Annotated in this window: 16 protein-coding genes and 5 pseudogenes; 11 read left to right on the plus strand and 10 right to left on the minus strand. The window is 61.3% G+C overall.

Translation table 11 applies throughout. The features are described from left to right. Positions 1 to 163 precede the first annotated feature (163 nt). The 3 genes from HMPREF3153_RS00320 to HMPREF3153_RS00330 all read right to left on the minus strand — a co-directional run bounded on the left by HMPREF3153_RS00320 (position 164) and on the right by HMPREF3153_RS00330 (position 1,554). Positions 164 to 544 carry a hypothetical protein gene (locus tag HMPREF3153_RS00320; protein ID WP_070419715.1) on the minus strand — a complete coding sequence of 127 codons (381 nt, stop codon included), beginning with the start codon at positions 542 to 544 and terminating at the stop codon, positions 164 to 166. Continuing rightward, positions 544 to 753 carry a hypothetical protein gene (locus tag HMPREF3153_RS00325; protein WP_049063700.1) on the minus strand — a complete coding sequence of 70 codons (210 nt, stop codon included), beginning with the start codon at positions 751 to 753 and terminating at the stop codon, positions 544 to 546. The genes HMPREF3153_RS00320 and HMPREF3153_RS00325 overlap by 1 nt, the downstream gene beginning before the upstream one ends. Before the next feature lie 180 nt (positions 754 to 933). Continuing rightward, positions 934 to 1,554 (minus strand): recombinase family protein, encoded by a 621-nt coding sequence (locus tag HMPREF3153_RS00330; RefSeq protein WP_070419716.1) that lies wholly within the window; start codon positions 1,552 to 1,554, stop codon positions 934 to 936. Between the two features lie 547 nt (positions 1,555 to 2,101). On the opposite strand from HMPREF3153_RS00330, the gene HMPREF3153_RS00335 reads away from it, so the two are divergent. Continuing rightward, complete coding sequence (locus HMPREF3153_RS00335; protein ID WP_070419717.1) at positions 2,102 to 2,512, plus strand: hypothetical protein; 411 nt, start codon at positions 2,102 to 2,104, stop codon at positions 2,510 to 2,512. 82 nt (positions 2,513 to 2,594) lie between these two features. Here the strand turns inward: HMPREF3153_RS00335 and HMPREF3153_RS00340 are convergent, their stop codons facing one another. From HMPREF3153_RS00340 to HMPREF3153_RS00350, 3 genes are all read right to left on the minus strand, one after another. Continuing rightward, positions 2,595 to 3,209 carry an ATP-binding protein gene (locus tag HMPREF3153_RS00340; RefSeq protein ID WP_070419718.1) on the minus strand — a complete coding sequence of 205 codons (615 nt, stop codon included), beginning with the start codon at positions 3,207 to 3,209 and terminating at the stop codon, positions 2,595 to 2,597. Positions 3,210 to 3,238: 29 nt separating this feature from the next. Continuing rightward, complete coding sequence (locus tag HMPREF3153_RS00345; protein WP_070419719.1) at positions 3,239 to 5,179, minus strand: heavy metal translocating P-type ATPase; 1,941 nt, start codon at positions 5,177 to 5,179, stop codon at positions 3,239 to 3,241. A gap of 66 nt (positions 5,180 to 5,245) precedes the next feature. Continuing rightward, on the minus strand, positions 5,246 to 5,491 hold the full coding sequence (locus HMPREF3153_RS00350; RefSeq protein WP_038589537.1) for a hypothetical protein: 246 nt from the start codon (positions 5,489 to 5,491) through the stop codon (positions 5,246 to 5,248). 109 nt (positions 5,492 to 5,600) lie between these two features. Between HMPREF3153_RS00350 and HMPREF3153_RS00355 the strand changes: the two genes are divergently transcribed. Further along, positions 5,601 to 5,984 carry an ArsR/SmtB family transcription factor gene (locus HMPREF3153_RS00355; RefSeq protein ID WP_070419720.1) on the plus strand — a complete coding sequence of 128 codons (384 nt, stop codon included), beginning with the start codon at positions 5,601 to 5,603 and terminating at the stop codon, positions 5,982 to 5,984. A 252-nt stretch (positions 5,985 to 6,236) separates the two neighbouring features. Here HMPREF3153_RS00355 and HMPREF3153_RS12295 read toward each other — a convergent pair. Then, positions 6,237 to 6,506 (minus strand): annotated as a pseudogene (locus HMPREF3153_RS12295) (DNA methyltransferase); the annotation flags it as partial. A 54-nt stretch (positions 6,507 to 6,560) separates the two neighbouring features. On the opposite strand from HMPREF3153_RS12295, the pseudogene HMPREF3153_RS00365 reads away from it, so the two are divergent. Together HMPREF3153_RS00365 and HMPREF3153_RS00370 are read left to right on the plus strand one after the other, a co-directional pair. Then, a pseudogene (locus tag HMPREF3153_RS00365) lies at positions 6,561 to 7,271 on the plus strand (IS6 family transposase). A 29-nt stretch (positions 7,272 to 7,300) separates the two neighbouring features. Continuing rightward, positions 7,301 to 7,537 (plus strand): alkyl hydroperoxide reductase, encoded by a 237-nt coding sequence (locus tag HMPREF3153_RS00370; RefSeq protein WP_070419722.1) that lies wholly within the window; start codon positions 7,301 to 7,303, stop codon positions 7,535 to 7,537. A gap of 62 nt (positions 7,538 to 7,599) precedes the next feature. On the opposite strand, the gene HMPREF3153_RS00375 is transcribed toward HMPREF3153_RS00370, so the two are convergent. Then, the gene (locus HMPREF3153_RS00375; protein ID WP_371325878.1) at positions 7,600 to 7,983 is read right to left on the minus strand and encodes a heavy metal-responsive transcriptional regulator; all 384 of its coding nucleotides are present in this window, start codon (positions 7,981 to 7,983) and stop codon (positions 7,600 to 7,602) included. 227 nt (positions 7,984 to 8,210) lie between these two features. On the opposite strand from HMPREF3153_RS00375, the gene HMPREF3153_RS00380 reads away from it, so the two are divergent. The 5 genes and pseudogenes from HMPREF3153_RS00380 to HMPREF3153_RS00400 all read left to right on the plus strand — a co-directional run bounded on the left by HMPREF3153_RS00380 (position 8,211) and on the right by HMPREF3153_RS00400 (position 12,738). Continuing rightward, positions 8,211 to 8,603, plus strand: coding sequence for a hypothetical protein (locus HMPREF3153_RS00380; RefSeq protein ID WP_049361040.1), 393 nt, complete (start codon positions 8,211 to 8,213; stop codon positions 8,601 to 8,603). Beyond that, entirely contained in the window at positions 8,600 to 9,565 is a 966-nt protein-coding gene (locus tag HMPREF3153_RS00385; RefSeq protein ID WP_005532162.1) for a cytochrome c biogenesis CcdA family protein, read from the plus strand. The genes HMPREF3153_RS00380 and HMPREF3153_RS00385 overlap by 4 nt, the downstream gene beginning before the upstream one ends. Further along, complete coding sequence (locus HMPREF3153_RS00390) at positions 9,562 to 10,110, plus strand: TlpA family protein disulfide reductase (protein WP_049361035.1); 549 nt, start codon at positions 9,562 to 9,564, stop codon at positions 10,108 to 10,110. Before HMPREF3153_RS00385 ends, HMPREF3153_RS00390 begins: the two co-directional genes overlap by 4 nt. A gap of 119 nt (positions 10,111 to 10,229) precedes the next feature. Next, on the plus strand, positions 10,230 to 11,672 hold the full coding sequence (gene merA, locus HMPREF3153_RS00395; protein ID WP_070419723.1) for a mercury(II) reductase: 1,443 nt from the start codon (positions 10,230 to 10,232) through the stop codon (positions 11,670 to 11,672). Positions 11,673 to 12,023: 351 nt separating this feature from the next. Next, positions 12,024 to 12,738, plus strand: a pseudogene (locus tag HMPREF3153_RS00400) (IS6 family transposase). A gap of 202 nt (positions 12,739 to 12,940) precedes the next feature. Here HMPREF3153_RS00400 and HMPREF3153_RS00405 read toward each other — a convergent pair. Beyond that, positions 12,941 to 13,537 (minus strand): cadmium resistance transporter, encoded by a 597-nt coding sequence (locus HMPREF3153_RS00405; protein WP_070419724.1) that lies wholly within the window; start codon positions 13,535 to 13,537, stop codon positions 12,941 to 12,943. Then, positions 13,537 to 13,896 (minus strand): Cd(II)/Pb(II)-sensing metalloregulatory transcriptional regulator CmtR, encoded by a 360-nt coding sequence (locus tag HMPREF3153_RS00410; RefSeq protein WP_070419725.1) that lies wholly within the window; start codon positions 13,894 to 13,896, stop codon positions 13,537 to 13,539. The genes HMPREF3153_RS00405 and HMPREF3153_RS00410 overlap by 1 nt, the downstream gene beginning before the upstream one ends. A gap of 350 nt (positions 13,897 to 14,246) precedes the next feature. Here HMPREF3153_RS00410 and HMPREF3153_RS00415 point away from each other — a divergent pair. Beyond that, positions 14,247 to 14,540, plus strand: a pseudogene (locus HMPREF3153_RS00415) (recombinase family protein); the annotation flags it as partial. Positions 14,541 to 14,597: 57 nt separating this feature from the next. Beyond that, positions 14,598 to 14,977: pseudogene (locus tag HMPREF3153_RS12305) on the plus strand (IS6 family transposase); the annotation flags it as partial. Positions 14,978 to 15,130 lie beyond the last annotated feature (153 nt).

Here is a 15,130-nt window from a genome sequence, read left to right on the forward strand (position 1 = left end):
CTCAAATCAGCTTGACACAACATAGGAGCATCACCACCGGCTGGGGACTACCTTGCAAGCCCACCGTCACGCGCGGCTAACGCACACGAGTCCACCGGCCGATAAAAATCGCCCAGTACACGTGTCCATCATGCGCGTGCCGGGCGACTTTCACTTTCAGTGTTTAGGATGCTGCGAGCTTTTGGGCGCGCTGGTAAGACACTCCGAGGACTGTTCCCATATCTCGCACGGTCATTCCAGCGTTTCTCATTGCAACAGCGAGGTCATGAGTGCTTGCCTGTGCCGCAGCGGTCAGTCGTGCCGCTTCTTCGCGTTCTTTTTCGGCGCGAGCTCTCATTTCCGCAAGGCCCGGTGGGAGAACAACATCAACAACAATGTTGAGTTCGTCTGGGTCTAGGCCTGCCTGAAAGGCCAGTGCTTCGCGCATCTCGTCGGCAGCATTAGCCAGCCGCTTAGTTTGGGACACTGCCCCTAGTTCGGCGCATTCGAGTACCCATACTCCGCTGGTTCCGCGTTCTGCGGTTACTGTGTATGTCGTGGTCATTACCTCCACCAGCCTTTCCCTAATTCTTGGGCGTATTGGTCGAAAAACTTCTTGACTGTCACATCGTCAATCTCACGGTGCCTACCTAAGGTTCGGGTTGTGTTGCCTACCCGATAAGCGTCATGGCGCGATAGGGCGATTTCCTCAAATTCAAGACCGCGCCGCTTGGCTTCCGCTTTCAATTTCTTGATGACGGCGTTTCGCTTCATAACAGTAGTCTACCGACGGGAGACTAAACAAGTCAACCACGGGTAGACGGTTTTCTTGATTATGTTCCTTCGTCAATTGAACTGGGGACTACCTTACAAGCCCACCGTCACACGCCGCTAATCCCGTGCTCTGGTTAGGGGCGCTCCCACAGCTCCACAGAGACCGGGTTACGTCAGGCCTTACTGGTTGAGGTACTTATACAGTGTGGTGCGCCCAATCCCGAGTCGGCGGGCAACCTCCGCTTTCGGAATACCAGCGCTCACCCACCCGCGCGCCTGCGCTACTTGTTCCTCATTGAGGACTTTCGCACGCCCCTTATAAACGCCGCGCGCCTTGGCTTTCGCGATACCTTCGGCCTGGCGCTCACGAATAATCGAACGCTCAAACTCCGCCACCGACCCGAGTAGGCCAAGCATGAGCTTGGCCACCAGACTGGAATCTAATGAATAGGTCTGTCCTTCTTTGAGGAACTTGACGGATACTCCGCGTTCGGTGAGTTCATCGACCAGGCGGTGCAGGTCGATAAGCGAGCGGGCAAGCCTATCCATACTCACCACAATGAGTTGATCGCCGGCACGAAGATAATTAAGCGCCCCATCTAAGCCGGGGCGCTGGGTGGACGAACCACTCACCGTGTCGGTGAAGACGCGGAAGACTTTTTCCTTCTTCAACGCCGCCAACTGTCGGTCGAGATTCTGGTCTTTGGAACTAACACGCGCGTAACCAATTTTTTGGCCCGCAACCACCTCTGGCTGTTCGGGAATGTCTAGAGGTAGTGACGGTTCTGTTTCATTACTCATAAACCCACCCTAGCGAACAGCGAGTTAAACACGATGGATGTAATTCTTAAACTGTTCGCTTAGAGTGTGCTGTAATGTTACGGTTCTGCTTTTTATACTGATTGCATGACACGTATTATCGACTCCCTTAAAAAGCGGGCGAATGTAATAGGAAATCTAAGTCTCGTAGTTCTTCAAATCGCCCTCATAGTATTTCTTAATGCATCCGGTTATGGAGGGTTCGGAAAACTCCTTGACCACCACTGACGCGGCCTAGTTCCAGACTTAGTTCCACGCCTTTCTCTATTTAGTTCCAAATTCATCTGAGCCTGCGCTCGAAGGTAGCCGTCACGCAGCGGAAACCGAAACGCATCCCGCCTCGGAAACCCGCCCCTCCCACCGTCGCGAAAGCCAGATCGGCACACCGCGCCGGAGCGAACACGCGAATCGTCTGGCGACCCGCTTGCCCTGGCGGAGCAACACCGCCTAAGGGCAGCCCTCAATCCGCCACCCCTGCCACTCAATCCAGAGCTTCGACCCGCTTTTTGAGTGGGTAACGTCTGCTGGCATGAAGAAGACTGTTTCCGCCCTCGCCGCGGTCTCCGCAATGTTCCTCGCGTCGTGCTCCGGTACGGAAACAGACTCGTCCCAGTCGCAGGAGACGGCGCAATCCGGTTACGAGGTCGGCGACTTCGCGCTTAACGTCGTAGACGTTGCCGATCCGTCAAGCGTCACGGAAGTCGAAATGCCGGACTACGAAGGCCGCAAGCAGGTTTCCGTTACGGCAGACGTGGCGAATAACTCCGACGAAGGGGTTGACCTGGCATGCAGTACAGACCTTGAGGTCCAGATCGCGTCCAACGGCTCCGCGTGGGGCAACGTCGGCTACCTGGAGCGCGTACCCGGTAACCCGCAGTGCGGTGACTTGCTCGCCCCCGGCGAGACGAAGCAGATGACCTGGGTGTCGCTCATGCCGTGACGGGCGTTTCTTTTCGGTACCGGTAGGGCGGTATCGGGTACCGGGGTGTTGGTGGTTGCCGGTACCCGGTTTTTACCCCCGGTTACGGCTTTCGGGGTTGACGTAGCCGTGTGGGTGTCGTAGGGGCCATCCTTTCTTGTTTGATGTCGTCGCGGGTTCGCATGTCTTCTCCTGTCAGGGTGAGTTTCGAGCCGTGGTTGGCGAGTCTGGACATGACTGCGTCTGCCAGTGCTGCCTCGGAGAACACGTCGTACCAGTAATCGGGTTCGTGTTGGCTGGCGATCACGGTAGAGGCATGCTCACGCCCGACGAGCAGGTTGAATACCTGGTTCAACGCGTGCGCTGAGACATCGGTGGCGAGAAAGTCATCGATGACGGCAAGTGCCGGGGCTTGCAGGTCGGCGAGGAGCTGTTTGCGGGCCTGGGGATGCTCAGCCGCGGCGTCGAAATCGTTGGCCAGGTCGTTGAGCCGGAAGTAACGGGCGGTGAGCTTTTTGCGGCACGCCGCGACGGCCAGGGCTTGAGCGAGAAAACTTTTACCGGTGCCGGTAGCTCCCACGATGATGAGGTCTTTGCCGTAGTCGATCCATTCGCAGGTGGCGAGCCGGTCGATGCGGTCTTGGGTCACACCGCGGCCGGGATAGGCATCGAAGCGCTCGAGTGCGGCGGTTGAGCCAAGGAGTTTCGCTTCACGCAACCTTGTCTGTATGACCTTGTTGTCGCGGGCTATGCAGTTCGTTTTTGCCGGGTTTCGCCGCGGCCGGGGAGCATCATACGCAGGCCGTTGAGGATGATCAGCGCGGCGCTGCCTTCATTCAGCAGCAGTCCCGTGGTGAGGGTCATCCAGCCGGCGAGGGCCGCGATGATCAGAATGGCCACGACGGCCAGGCTGAGCGTGATGTTGATCTTGATGTTGTTCCGGGCCCGTCGGGAGAGGCGGATGGCTGCGGGGAGCCGGTCCAGTTCGTCGGCCATGAGTGCGACGTCAGCGGTTTCGAGTGCGACGTCGGTTCCGGCGGTGCCCATGGCGATGGCCAGGTCAGCGTTGGCCAGTGCGGGGGCGTCGTTGACTCCGTCGCCGACCATGGCGATAACCCCGTACCGTTCGCGCAATTCACGTACGGCGGCTGATTTGTCCTCGGGCAGCAGTTCGGCGCGGTAGTCGTCCAGACCCAGGGCATGGGCGGTGGTTTTAGCGACGGTGGCGTTGTCTCCGGTGAGCATCAGCACCCGTTCGATGCCTAGTTCGCGCAGTTCGGCGATAGTACTGTGGGCGTCGGGGCGCAACTGGTCCGCGACCGCCAGAACGGCCAGTGGCCGGGTGTCCTCGCGCAGTACGACGGCGGTGCAGCCGTTTGCCTCGGCTCCGGCCACGGCCTCTCCGACTTGCGGGTCGGTGCGGTCCGCGTCCGAGGGCCGGCCGATGTGCATGGCTCGGCCGTCGACGACGGCCTCCATGCCGGCCCCGGGGAGGGCGCGGGCGTCCCTGGCGGTGGGGATGTCGAGGCCCCGGTCCCTGGCCCCGGCGGTGATGGCGGCGGCGATGGGGTGTTCGCTGCCGGCCTCGACGGCGGCGGCCAGTGCGAGGGCTTCCTGTTCGGTGGTGCCGCCGAACGCGGTGACCTGGGCCAGGGCAGGCCGGCCGCGGGTGAGTGTGCCGGTCTTGTCGAAGGCGACGGCCTTGATGTCGGCTAGGCGTTCGAGGTAGATGCCGCCCTTGATCAGGATGCCGTCCCGTGCTCCGCGGGCGATGGCGGTGACGACGCTGACCGGCACGGAGATGACCAGCGCGCAGGAGCAGGAGACAACAAGGATTACAAGGGCTCGATAGATGGCCTCACGCCATTCGAAGCCGAACAACGGCAGGACCAGGGCCACCAGGACCGAAAGGGCGAACATGGCGGGGGTGTAGACGGCGCTGAACCGGTCGGCGAAGCGCTCGGTGCGGCTGCGGTTAGCCTGGGCCTCCTCTACCTGTTCGATCACCCGGGCGAGGATGGTGTCGTAGTGCTCCTTGGTCACCTGGACGCGCAGCACGCCGTTGCCGTTCAGGCTTCCGCCGAAGACCTCGGTCCCGGCGGAAGCCTCCACCGGCTCGGATTCGCCGGTGACCGGGCTGGCATCGACCCACGAAGCACCCTCGGTGACGGTGCCGTCGGTGGGCAGACGCTCACCGGGGCGGACGAGGACGACATCACCGGGGTGCAGCGCCTCCACGGACACGGTTTCGGTGAAGCCCCCGGCTGTGAGCCGGTTCGCGTTCGGGGGTGCCAGCTCCAACAGCGCGCTGATGGAGCCGCGTGCCTTGTCGGTGGCGTAGGCTTCCATGGCCTCGCCCAGGCTAAAGATGACCACGAGCATCGCGGCTTCTTCGATCACCCCCAGCGCGATCGCACCGATGGCGGCCATGATCAGCAGCACGGTGATGGTCAGCTGCCTGTTGCGCACGGCGCGGATGGCGCTGCGCAGCGGGTAGGCGCCGCCGATGACGATCGTGGCCCAGTATAAGGTCAGGGCCACCGGCTCGGAGTGGATGGTCCACTCCACGGCCAGCCCCGCGGCCAGCAGCACCGCGGCTACCGCCAGGGCCACCATCTCGCTGCTCTGCCACCACTGGCGCCGGGACTGAGCGGTGAGCTGTGTTGAGGTGTCAAATTCGGCATTCATTCGGTGATTTCTTCTCTCTGTGAAACGTGAGGACATGACTCGTGAGGGTCAGCCCTCACCAGGTGATCAGGCGCGGACGGGGCGTGCCGGGCCAGCCGGCGCCAGGGACAGGCCGGCCTTCTGTGCCGCTTCAACGATGGCGCTGTCGGCCACGGTGCCGTCGTGCGTGACCAGCACGACGCCGGAGGCCAGGGCGTCGACCTTCTGCACGCCGGGCAGGGCCTCGACGGGGGCAAGGTCTCTGGAGCAGCTTACGCATCCGCCCCCGAGCGCGCGGTACTTGGAACGGACCAGCTGGATGGGTGTGTTCACGGGTGTCTCCTTCACAATGTGCAGTACTTCGACAGACTTCGAAGTCCGGCTTCCATGATACGCATACTTCGATAGTTGTCAAACTATCGAAGTATGCTAGAATGGAGGTATGTCGATCCCATCCTTGGACCCTCCTGCGCCAAGTGCGCTGGGTTACTGTACGCCGTTGTCCGGTGAGCCAATCACGGCGGCCCAGGCCGAGGCCGTCTCCCGGATGCTCAAGGCCCTGGCGGATCCGGTCCGGCTGCGGCTGATGTCCATGGTGCTCTCGCACGAGGGCGGCGAGGCATGCGCAATGTGTGACCTGACCGAGGGCTTCGACCTGGCAGTTTCGACACTCAGCCACCACCTGAAAATCCTGCACGACGCCGGGCTCGTTGACCGTGACAAGCGAGGGGTGTGGGTCTACTACAAGGCCCGCCCCGAGGCCATGGATACTCTGCGCACCCTCTTCGGTTCCGACCTTTCCACGCCGCCGGCAGAAGCTGGTTGAGCACGCAACCGCGCGGCACCGGGTATGGGCTTGCGATGCGCGAATCAGCTCAGAAGAAAGCCGTTTGCCGCATGCTCCTAAAACGATCCTTAGCGCTACTTTTCCGCGGAATGGTCCTCGACCCCCGCCTCGCGCGCACCGCCTGAGCAGCCTCCTACATCCGGTTGAGGATGGTCCTGCGGGACTGGGCGATCGGCCATAAAGAGCCGCAGCCATCGTTCTCTGGAGCACCGTCTACCTCGACCGCACGGTCAACCCTCGCGCGTCGGAACGCGGTGAGTAGACTTTTCCCCAGCTAATCTCCGCCACAAAGTTCCCACTTCCAAAGACTTCATCCATAAGCGCGCGCATGCGGTGGTTTCCCACGTCGTCCAGGTGAACCCAGATCGAACCGTCATCGCTAAGAAGCTTGCGCAGGTGAACCAGACGATCACGCATCATGGTGAGCCAGACGGAGTGTTCGAGGTTGTCCTCGTAATTGGCGAAGGTTTGTGCGGTGTTAAACGGCGGGTCAATGTAGATGGTGCTGTTGCAAAGTTGGGGCAGTAGAAAGACCGGCGTGAAATAATCAGAGCCATGGGCATCTTCTCCGGTCGGCATTTCCCCCGTGACATCATCCTGTGGGCGGTGCGGTGATACTGCCGCTACGGCGTGAGCTACCGCGACCTCGAAGAAATGATGACCGAGCGGGGTGTGCCAGTCGATCACACCACGATCTACCGCTGGGTGCAGAAATACGCCCCTGAGCTGGACAAGCAAACACGGCGGTACCGACAGGTACCTGACTGGCAGGCCCGGTCCTGGCGGGTGGATGAGACCTATATCCGGGTCGGCGGCACGTGGTGCTATCTCTACCGGGCTATTACCGCCGGTGGGCAGACCTTAGACTTCTACCTCTCACCAAAACGGAATGTGGCTGCGGCCAAGCGTTTCCTGGCCAAGACGCTGCGATCGAATACGACAGCCGGGTCCCCGCGGGTCATCAACACCGACAAGGCACCAGCTCTGGCCAAGGCAATATCCGAGCTGAAGGCGGAGGGAATCTGCCCTCAGACGGTGGAGCACCGGCAGGTGAAATACCTGAACAACGTTCTCGAGGGAGATCATGGCCGACTTAAAAGAATCCTGGGACCGAAGGGGGCGTTCAAAAACCGAATTTCCGCCTACCGGACGTTGAAAGGGATGGAAGCGATGCATTCATTACGGAAAGGTCAGGGCACGATGTTTGCTTATGGGCACCCCAATCCGGACGCGGTGATCGTCAACCGGGTCTTCGAGACGGCCTGAGAACGCCGGCACGCAGCGGCCATCAGGAAATGAGAAACTGGGTCGTCTCGGCTCTCCGCCTGAAGTTTGCAACAGCACCGTCCTACGAGACGGCCGATGAAATCAGGGAATTCCTGGCCGGAAATGGGGCGTCATCCCTGGCCTTTGCCTCTGATACCGATACGCGGCTCATCACCGCCTACCGGATAAACCAGGTAAGCACCGCTGTAATCCTGGACGCCGCGGGCACGGAGGTCTTCCGTGCCGTGGAGCCGGGTGCTGCGTAACTGCGGACGGTACTGGCCGCGGCGGGAGCCGGCTCAGTGAAGCCCCTTAGCCTGCGGCGGGCTCAGATGTAACTGCAGATTTGTTCAGCATCGCAGCGCTGAGGGTCGGCCACCTCGGCGGTTGCATATTGTTCGGCCACGGTCACCCGGAGCGCGGTGAGCTCCGCGATTTTCCGGTCCAGGTCCTGCAACTGTTTCCCCAGGACATCCCGTACGTGGGTGCAAGGCGTCAAACCGCTATCGCGGATCCGCAGAATGTCCTGGATCTGCGCCAGGGTCAGCCCGGCGATTTGGCTGCGGCGAATGAATTCGAGGCGGCTGAGGGTGTCGTGGGTGTAGTCACGATAGCCGTTGGCCGAGCGCTCAGCCGGTGGGAGCAGGCCCCGGTCCTCATAGAACCTGATCGTCTTGGTTGTTATACCGGCAGCATCAGCAACTTCACCGATTCGCATTTCGGGTCCTCATCTCGTTCCAAAAAATCGCATATGACCCTTCCATCGTACTGGAACGTTCCGCATCGGCACCCGCAAACCAACAGGTCCCGTCGCCAGCTTGACCTTCCCCCTTAGTGGAAGGTTGATAATGGGGTGTGACGTACTACTGGCCGTCCGGTTTCGTGTTGGGGTCCCCTGTCGGGGTTCCGGACACGAGCCGGACATATGAAGGGATGATCATGTCAATAAAAGTGAAGGGCCGGAAGCGCTCTGGCCTGGTGCTTGCGGCAGGCACTCTGCTGTCCTTCCTTGGTGTTGTGATGGTGGCGCTGGTGTGCTGCGGGGTACCCGTTCTGACGGCTGCAGCCGGTGTTTTCGCCGCGGCCGGCGCAATGGCCGGCAACCTCTGGTTCATTGCCGCCGCAGCCCTTGCCGCCGCAGCCCTTGCCGCGGGGGCCCTGCTCCTGCGGGCGCAGCGTCGGGGCAGCCCGGGGACGGATTGTTGCGCCCGTTCCCGCCCGGGGGCCAGCCTGTCCGCGGGTTCTACTCCAACACCTCATTCATCGTCGGAGCAGGAGCGATCCGGGCAGTCCCGGGCCGGTGCTTCTGAGGATGCGGGGTCACAGGGATGACGGGTGTTTTGGGTCTGGCCTTTCTGACCGGAATGCTTGCCACGGTGAATCCATGCGGCTTTGCGATGCTGCCAACCTATCTGGCGTATTTCATTGGTTCAGGCCCCGGTGCGGGACGGAAGCGGCCGTTGCTTGCAGGTCTTCAGGCCGGGGTTGCCCTCAGCGCCGGTTTCGCCACTGTCTTTGTTACGGCCGGCCTGCTCGCCGCTGTAGGCCTGCGGTCGGTGGCGTCGGCGCTTCCCTGGGCGGCGGCGCTGATCGGAGCGGTTATTGTGGTTGCCGGCCTTGGCATGGTGTTCGGATGGCAGCTGCCCGGGGCGAGGTTGAACCTGCCCCGGATTCTGAAGACGGACGGGACCAGTTCGGGCCTCAGGGCGGTCTTTGGCTACGGGGTGGCCTATGCGGTGGCTGCGCTCTCTTGCAGCCTGGCCCTGCTGCTGGCTGTTGTCGCCCAGGCTGTGTCCACCGGGAGCCTGGCCGGGCTGCTGGCGGTCTTCGCCGCCTACGCCTTGGGCTCCTCGGTGGTGCTGGTCCTTCTGTCCCTCGGTGCAGCGGTAGCGCGGGACGTCCTGGCACGCCACGTCCGAAGGATCCTGCCGTTTGTTAATCGTCTCGGCGGAGCCGCGCTTATCCTCGCAGGGATCTACCTGTTGCTCTACTGGGTTCCGGCCCTGTCCGGCGGGCAGGCCGGGGAGATCATGGGCGGGACGGTCACCGAAGCCAGCGTGGCGCTGTCCGGTTTCATCTCGGGCAACTGGCCCATCATCACCCTCACCGCGGTGGCCGCCGTCCTCGCCGCCGCGGCCCTGGCCCTGCGGCGCCGCAGTAAAAGCAAGGCACAGGACAACAGCGCAATCACGGATGGGGCTGAGAGCAGCGACAGCACCGAAGCGTGCTGCGGCCCGGAACATCTTCTTCCCGACACGGCGCCAGGGCGCACCAACCAGAAAGGAAACCCATGACAACGACCAGAAACCACCGGCGGATCTTCACCATTACTGCCGTCGTAGCGGCCGCGGCCCTCATCCTGGTCCTGGCCCTCACTGCGTTGAACCGCGGGAGCGAAACCGCTCCCGCCGCCGGGCCAGCGGGCGCAAACAACGTGGACAGGATCGAGATCACATCTGTGGACGGCAAGGCCCTCACCGTCCCTTCCACCCGCCCGACAGTGCTGTATTTCATGGCGAGCTGGTGCTATACCTGCGTTCCGCAGACAGAAGCGATGAAGGAACTGGAACAGGAATATGCCGATAAGGCAGACTTCGTCGCCGTGGACGTGACGCCGGAGACCACAAAAACCCAAGTGGACCAGTTCCGCGAAATGGCCGGCACACCCGGATACCCCTTCGTTGTCGACCGGACCGGGGAACTCACCCAAAAGTACGCGGTCACATCCCTGGACAGTACCGTCGTCATCGCACCTGACGGTGACATCCTGGGCCGGGCCGATTCCCGGCCCATGAAAGCCGATGCCCTGAAGGAATTTCTTGACACAACACTTCCGTAGCAACACCGATCTCTTCGCTCCCGTTCTTGACCTTCCCGTGCAGGGGAAGGTGCAGACTGGGGACAGCATGCAAAAAGGAACGCCCCCGGGGTGTTCATTCGAGACTCCAAGGAGGACTAATGCCTGAGGCAGCACCAGATTTTGATTTAGCCGTGATCGGTTCCGGAGGCGGCGCCTTCGCCGCCGCCATCCGGGCCACCAAGCTGGGCAATCGGGTCGTGATGATCGAACGCTCCACGGTGGGCGGGACCTGTGTGAACACCGGGTGCGTTCCCTCCAAAGCCCTGCTGGCCGCCGCCGAAGCCCGGCATGTCGCTGTGGATGCGACCGGAAGGTTCCCCGGGATCAGCACTTCCGCCGCCCCGGTGGACATGGGTGTACTGATAGACGGGAAACGCTCCCTGGTCGAGCGAATGCGCTCGGATAAATACGTGGATCTGGCCGCCGACTACGGATGGGACCTGCGCCAGGGCACCGCGGTGTTCGCCGGCACCCCGGAGGAACCGGTCCTGGAAATCACCGGACCCGACGGCACCCGCGACTCCCTGACCGCCGCCCATTATCTGGTCGCGACCGGTTCGACCCCGTGGGCACCCCCGGTGCCGGGACTGGATGAAGTCAACTACCTGACCTCGACCACCGCCATGGAACTGAACGAGGTGCCCGAATCCCTGATCGTCTTCGGCGGCGGGTACGTGGCCCTGGAGCAGGCGCAGCTTTTTGCCCGCCTCGGATCCAAAGTGACCTTGCTGGTCCGCTCCAGGCTTGCCTCGCACGAGGAACCGGAAGCCTCCCGTGCGCTGATGGGCGTCTTCGCCGACGAGGGCATCCGCGTGGTCCGCCGCGCAGCCGTAACTTCGGTCCGCACAGATCCCGCCGGCGCAGAGGTCCTTGTCACCGCCACGGTCGCCGGGGGCCAGGAGGAATTCCGCGCCGCAAAGCTGCTGGTAGCCACCGGCCGACGCGCCGTCACCGACGGACTGAACCTGGACGCCGTCGGCGTCAAGACCGGCGACACCGGCCAGATCCTGGTCGAGAGCACACTCGCCAGCTCCAACCCCAGGATCTGGGCCGCAGGGGATGTGACCGGGCACCGAGAATTCGTCTACGTCGCGTCCGCCCACGGAACCCTGATGGTGGAGAACGCCTTCAACAACGCCGGGCGCGAGGTCGACTATCGGCACCTGCCCCGCGTGACGTTCACCAGCCCGTCACTGGCCGCGGTCGGCATGACCGACAAGGAAGCCAACGAGGCGGGCATCCGGTGTGAATGCCGGGTCCTGCCCCTGGAATACGTTCCCCGGGCACTGGTGAACCGGGACACCCGCGGCTTCATCAAAATCGTCGCCGACGCCGACACCGGACGGATTGTGGGGATCACCGCCGTCGGCAAGGAGGCCGGTGACCTGGCCGCCGCCGGAGTCTACATCCTCGAGGCCGGCATGACCGTTGACCAGGTCGCGAACCTCTGGTGCCCATACCTGACCATGGCCGAAGGGATCAAAATCGCCGCACAGTCCTTCACCACCGACGTCTCCAAACTCTCCTGCTGCGCCTCCTGACCCGCGCCAGATCCCAGCCTAATCCCATTACGTTGTTGGCAGTTCCGCTTGAAGGAGCCCAGGATTCGTACTCCTAGCCCCATGCTGGGGCAGGCTATGTTTATCTGCGTTCCTTCTGCCTTGTGGCAGTGGAACTAGTCGCTGGCTTCGGTATGGCTTATTTTCGTCCCTGTCTGAAAATGATCCGGGGGTGATGCCGCCGAAGGCAGTGACATACTCCAGACTGCTAATAGGAACCTGACCCGCACAGAATGTGCGAGGTCTCAAAGTAATGTGGATGCCAGCGTGAAGTATGTCGGTGCTGTTGCAAAGTTGGGGCAGTAGAAAGACCGGCGTGAAATAATCAGAGCCATGGGCATCTTCTCCGGTCGGCATTTCCCCCGTGACATCATCCTGTGGGCGGTGCGGTGATACTGCCGCTACGGCGTGAGCTACCGCGACCTCGAAGAAATGATGACCGAGCGGGGTGTGCCAGTCGATCACACCACGATCTACCGCTGGGACCAGAAATACGCCTCTGAGCTGGACAAGCAAACACAGTGGTACCGACACGTTACCTGACTGGCAGGCCAGTTCCTGGCGGGTGGATGAGACCTATATCCGGGTCGGTGGAAGGTGGTGCTACCTCTATCCGGTGATCACCGCCGGTGGCCAGACCCTGGACTTTTTACCTCTCTCCGAAGCGGAACGTGGCCGCAGCGGAACGTTTCCTGGCCAAGGCTGTCAGATCCAATGCGTCAGCCGGGTATCCCAGAGTGATCAACACCGATAAAGCACCCTTCCTAGCCAGGGCAATCGCCGGGTTGAAGTCAGAGGGAGTCTGCCCGTCAACAGTGGAACACCGGCAGGTGAAATACCTCAACAACATCCCGGAAGGCGACCATGGTCGGCTGAAGCGGATCCTCGGGCCGAAAGGCGCGTTTAAGAACCGGACATCTGCACATCGGACGTTGAAAGGGATGGAGGCGATGCACTCATTACGGAAAAGGCAAGGCACGATGTTTGCCCTCACGGGCAACCGAAACCGGACGCGGTGATCGTCGACCGGGTCTTCGAGACGGCCTAACAACGCCCACACGCAGCGGCCATCAGGGAATGAGAAACTGAGTCTTCGCTGCCCTCCGCCCAACCTTGCAACAGCACCCTCCAAGAACGATTCAAGGGCCTGGCCCCGATGCAGTATCGGAACCAGGCCCCCGCAAAGACCCTAACCATTTAGAATTAACCCAGTCCAGAAAATGGGGGTCAGCTCACTCGGGATGGGCTTATTAGAGGCCGAAGGCGCCGCCGCTGACGAGGATGAAGATGCCCAGGCCGATCAGGACGATCGGGAACAGCACGTGCTCCCAGCGCTCAAGGACTTCTGCGATGGGCGGGCGGGTGGCCACGAACTTTGCCAGCAGGACCAGGCCTGCCACCAGGACGAGGAAAACGATGCAGTAGATGATGACGGCGGCAGTGTCCACGTTGAGGAAGACCGGGACGTAGACGCCGATATTGTCGCCACCGTTGGCAAACGTCACACCGGCGACGGTCAGCACACCCACCTTTTTCCCGGCGATCTTCGCATCATCATCGTCGTCATCATCGCTTCGCCAAGCCTGCGAGGCCGCCCGTAGTCCCAGGGCCAGGGGAATTAGTCCGAAGTACGGGATCGCCTCAGCAGGTAGGAATACTCCTGCCCCCAGCATGACCAGGACTGCGGCCGCGAGAATGCCCATGAAGCCGAGGTACTGCCCAGCCAGAATCCGAAGCGTGGTCCCTTTTTGCCCCGCCCCGCGGGCAAAAAACAGCGAGAGCACGATGATGTCGTCGATATTGGTGGCGATAAACAGACCAATCGCCGACAGTAGACCGGTTACCACTACGCACCCTCCTGTCCATTGACACACCCAGGTACGGCGCATCCGGCGTCGATGCATTCGGCGTTGTCATCGACGGCCAGGGTGATATCCAGCAACGCGTTCAACGCCTGCGCCAGATGAGCATCAACGATCTCGTAGCGGGTCTGTCGCCCCTGCGGTTCGGCGACAACAATTCCGCAGTCCCTCAGGCAAGCGAGATGGTTCGACACGTTCGAGCGCGTCAGTTCCAGATCCTGGGCGAGAGCGGCCGGGTAGGCCGGCCCCTCCAGCAGCGCCAGGAGAATGCGGGAACGAGTCGGATCCGCCATGGCCCGACCCAACCGGTTCATCACGTCTAGATGAGAAGAAATAGTCAGCATATGCTGAACTATACAGTTGTTACTGAACTAATTTCAACATGGGATGGCGTCGTTGCGAGAGGCCGTCTGCACTTTCAGGCTGAGGCCTTCACTGCGCAGGAAGGAAGCGGCCGCCTAGTTGGCGGTGTTCCCGACGTGATTTAAAGGTGAGGGCTATTGCCGGCAGCTTCCGGCCCAGGCCAGTGGCGGCCCACGTACCGATCAAGGTGTCCCACTTCCAAGGAAGTGAGACGCCCTTAATGAAACCAATTGAAAATACATAGTCCCAGGAGAGGACTGTTCCACAAGCTATTCCAACGAATTGACTCGCGAAAGCTGCTGCAGAATAGACTTCCGGCACGCTGTGGGTCATGGATATTGGTTACGCCCGGGTTTCCACCGCAAAACAAGACCTCGACCGCCAGATCGACGCGTTCCGTAAAGAAGGTGTTGCGGATAAATACATCTACGTCGACAAGAAATCCGGATTCACCACGAATCGGCTCGGACTCCAGCAACCCCGCGCGGGAGATGCCATCGTCGTCCACACCCTCGACCGGCTGGGTCGCACCGTCCGTGACACTCTCAACCTGATCCATGACCTTCAGGAGCGTGAGGTCGGGGTGCGCACCTTGGCTGATCCCATCAAGGTCGATTCCTCGAATCAGTGCTGTTGCAAAGTTGGGGCAGTAGGAGAAGAGCGACGTGAAACAATCACAGCCATGGGTATCTTCTCCGGTCGTCATTTCCCCGTGACATCATTCTGTGAGCAGTGCGGTGATACTGCCGCTACGGGGTGCGCTACCGCGATCTGGAGGAAATAATGACTTCAGCGGGGCGTGCCAGTCGATCACACCACGATCTACCGCTGGGACCAGAAATACGCCTCTGAGCTGGACAAGCAAACACAGTGGTACCGACACGTTACCTGACTGGCAGGCCAGTTCCTGGCGGGCGGATGAGATCTATATCCGAGTCGGCGGCAGGTGGTGCTACCTCTATCGGGCGATCACCGCCGGTGACCAGGCCCTGGACTTTTTACCTCTCTCCGAAGCAGAACGTGGCCGCAGCGAAACGTTTCCTGGCCAAGGCCGTCAGATCAAGACAACAATCAAGATGACTTATTGACACCATCGAAAACAAAAGTTCGAAAGCCGAGAGCGGGAGTTAGGATGTAAATCCCCACACTTGCAATCCTCGACCGCTCAAGTTCAGAAAAACAAAGAAACCGGAGGTAACATACCCTTTCGAGTTT

This window comes from Corynebacterium sp. HMSC06C06 (assembly GCF_001807295.1).
GTDB lineage: Bacteria > Actinomycetota > Actinomycetes > Mycobacteriales > Mycobacteriaceae > Corynebacterium > Corynebacterium striatum.

Bases quoted from the DNA above. Each gene is read 5' to 3' on its own strand.
- HMPREF3153_RS00320 (WP_070419715.1), bottom strand. From the start codon at position 544: ATGACCACGACATACACAGTAACCGCAGAACGCGGAACCAGCGGAGTA.
- HMPREF3153_RS00325 (WP_049063700.1), bottom strand. From the start codon at position 753: ATGAAGCGAAACGCCGTCATCAAGAAATTGAAAGCGGAAGCCAAGCGG.
- HMPREF3153_RS00330 (WP_070419716.1), bottom strand. From the start codon at position 1,554: ATGAGTAATGAAACAGAACCGTCACTACCTCTAGACATTCCCGAACAG.
- HMPREF3153_RS00335 (WP_070419717.1), top strand. From the start codon at position 2,102: ATGAAGAAGACTGTTTCCGCCCTCGCCGCGGTCTCCGCAATGTTCCTC.
- HMPREF3153_RS00345 (WP_070419719.1), bottom strand. From the start codon at position 5,179: ATGAATGCCGAATTTGACACCTCAACACAGCTCACCGCTCAGTCCCGG.
- HMPREF3153_RS00355 (WP_070419720.1), top strand. From the start codon at position 5,601: ATGTCGATCCCATCCTTGGACCCTCCTGCGCCAAGTGCGCTGGGTTAC.
- HMPREF3153_RS00370 (WP_070419722.1), top strand. From the start codon at position 7,301: ATGAGAAACTGGGTCGTCTCGGCTCTCCGCCTGAAGTTTGCAACAGCA.
- HMPREF3153_RS00380 (WP_049361040.1), top strand. From the start codon at position 8,211: ATGTCAATAAAAGTGAAGGGCCGGAAGCGCTCTGGCCTGGTGCTTGCG.
- HMPREF3153_RS00385 (WP_005532162.1), top strand. From the start codon at position 8,600: ATGACGGGTGTTTTGGGTCTGGCCTTTCTGACCGGAATGCTTGCCACG.
- HMPREF3153_RS00390 (WP_049361035.1), top strand. From the start codon at position 9,562: ATGACAACGACCAGAAACCACCGGCGGATCTTCACCATTACTGCCGTC.
- merA (WP_070419723.1), top strand. From the start codon at position 10,230: ATGCCTGAGGCAGCACCAGATTTTGATTTAGCCGTGATCGGTTCCGGA.
- HMPREF3153_RS00410 (WP_070419725.1), bottom strand. From the start codon at position 13,896: ATGCTGACTATTTCTTCTCATCTAGACGTGATGAACCGGTTGGGTCGG.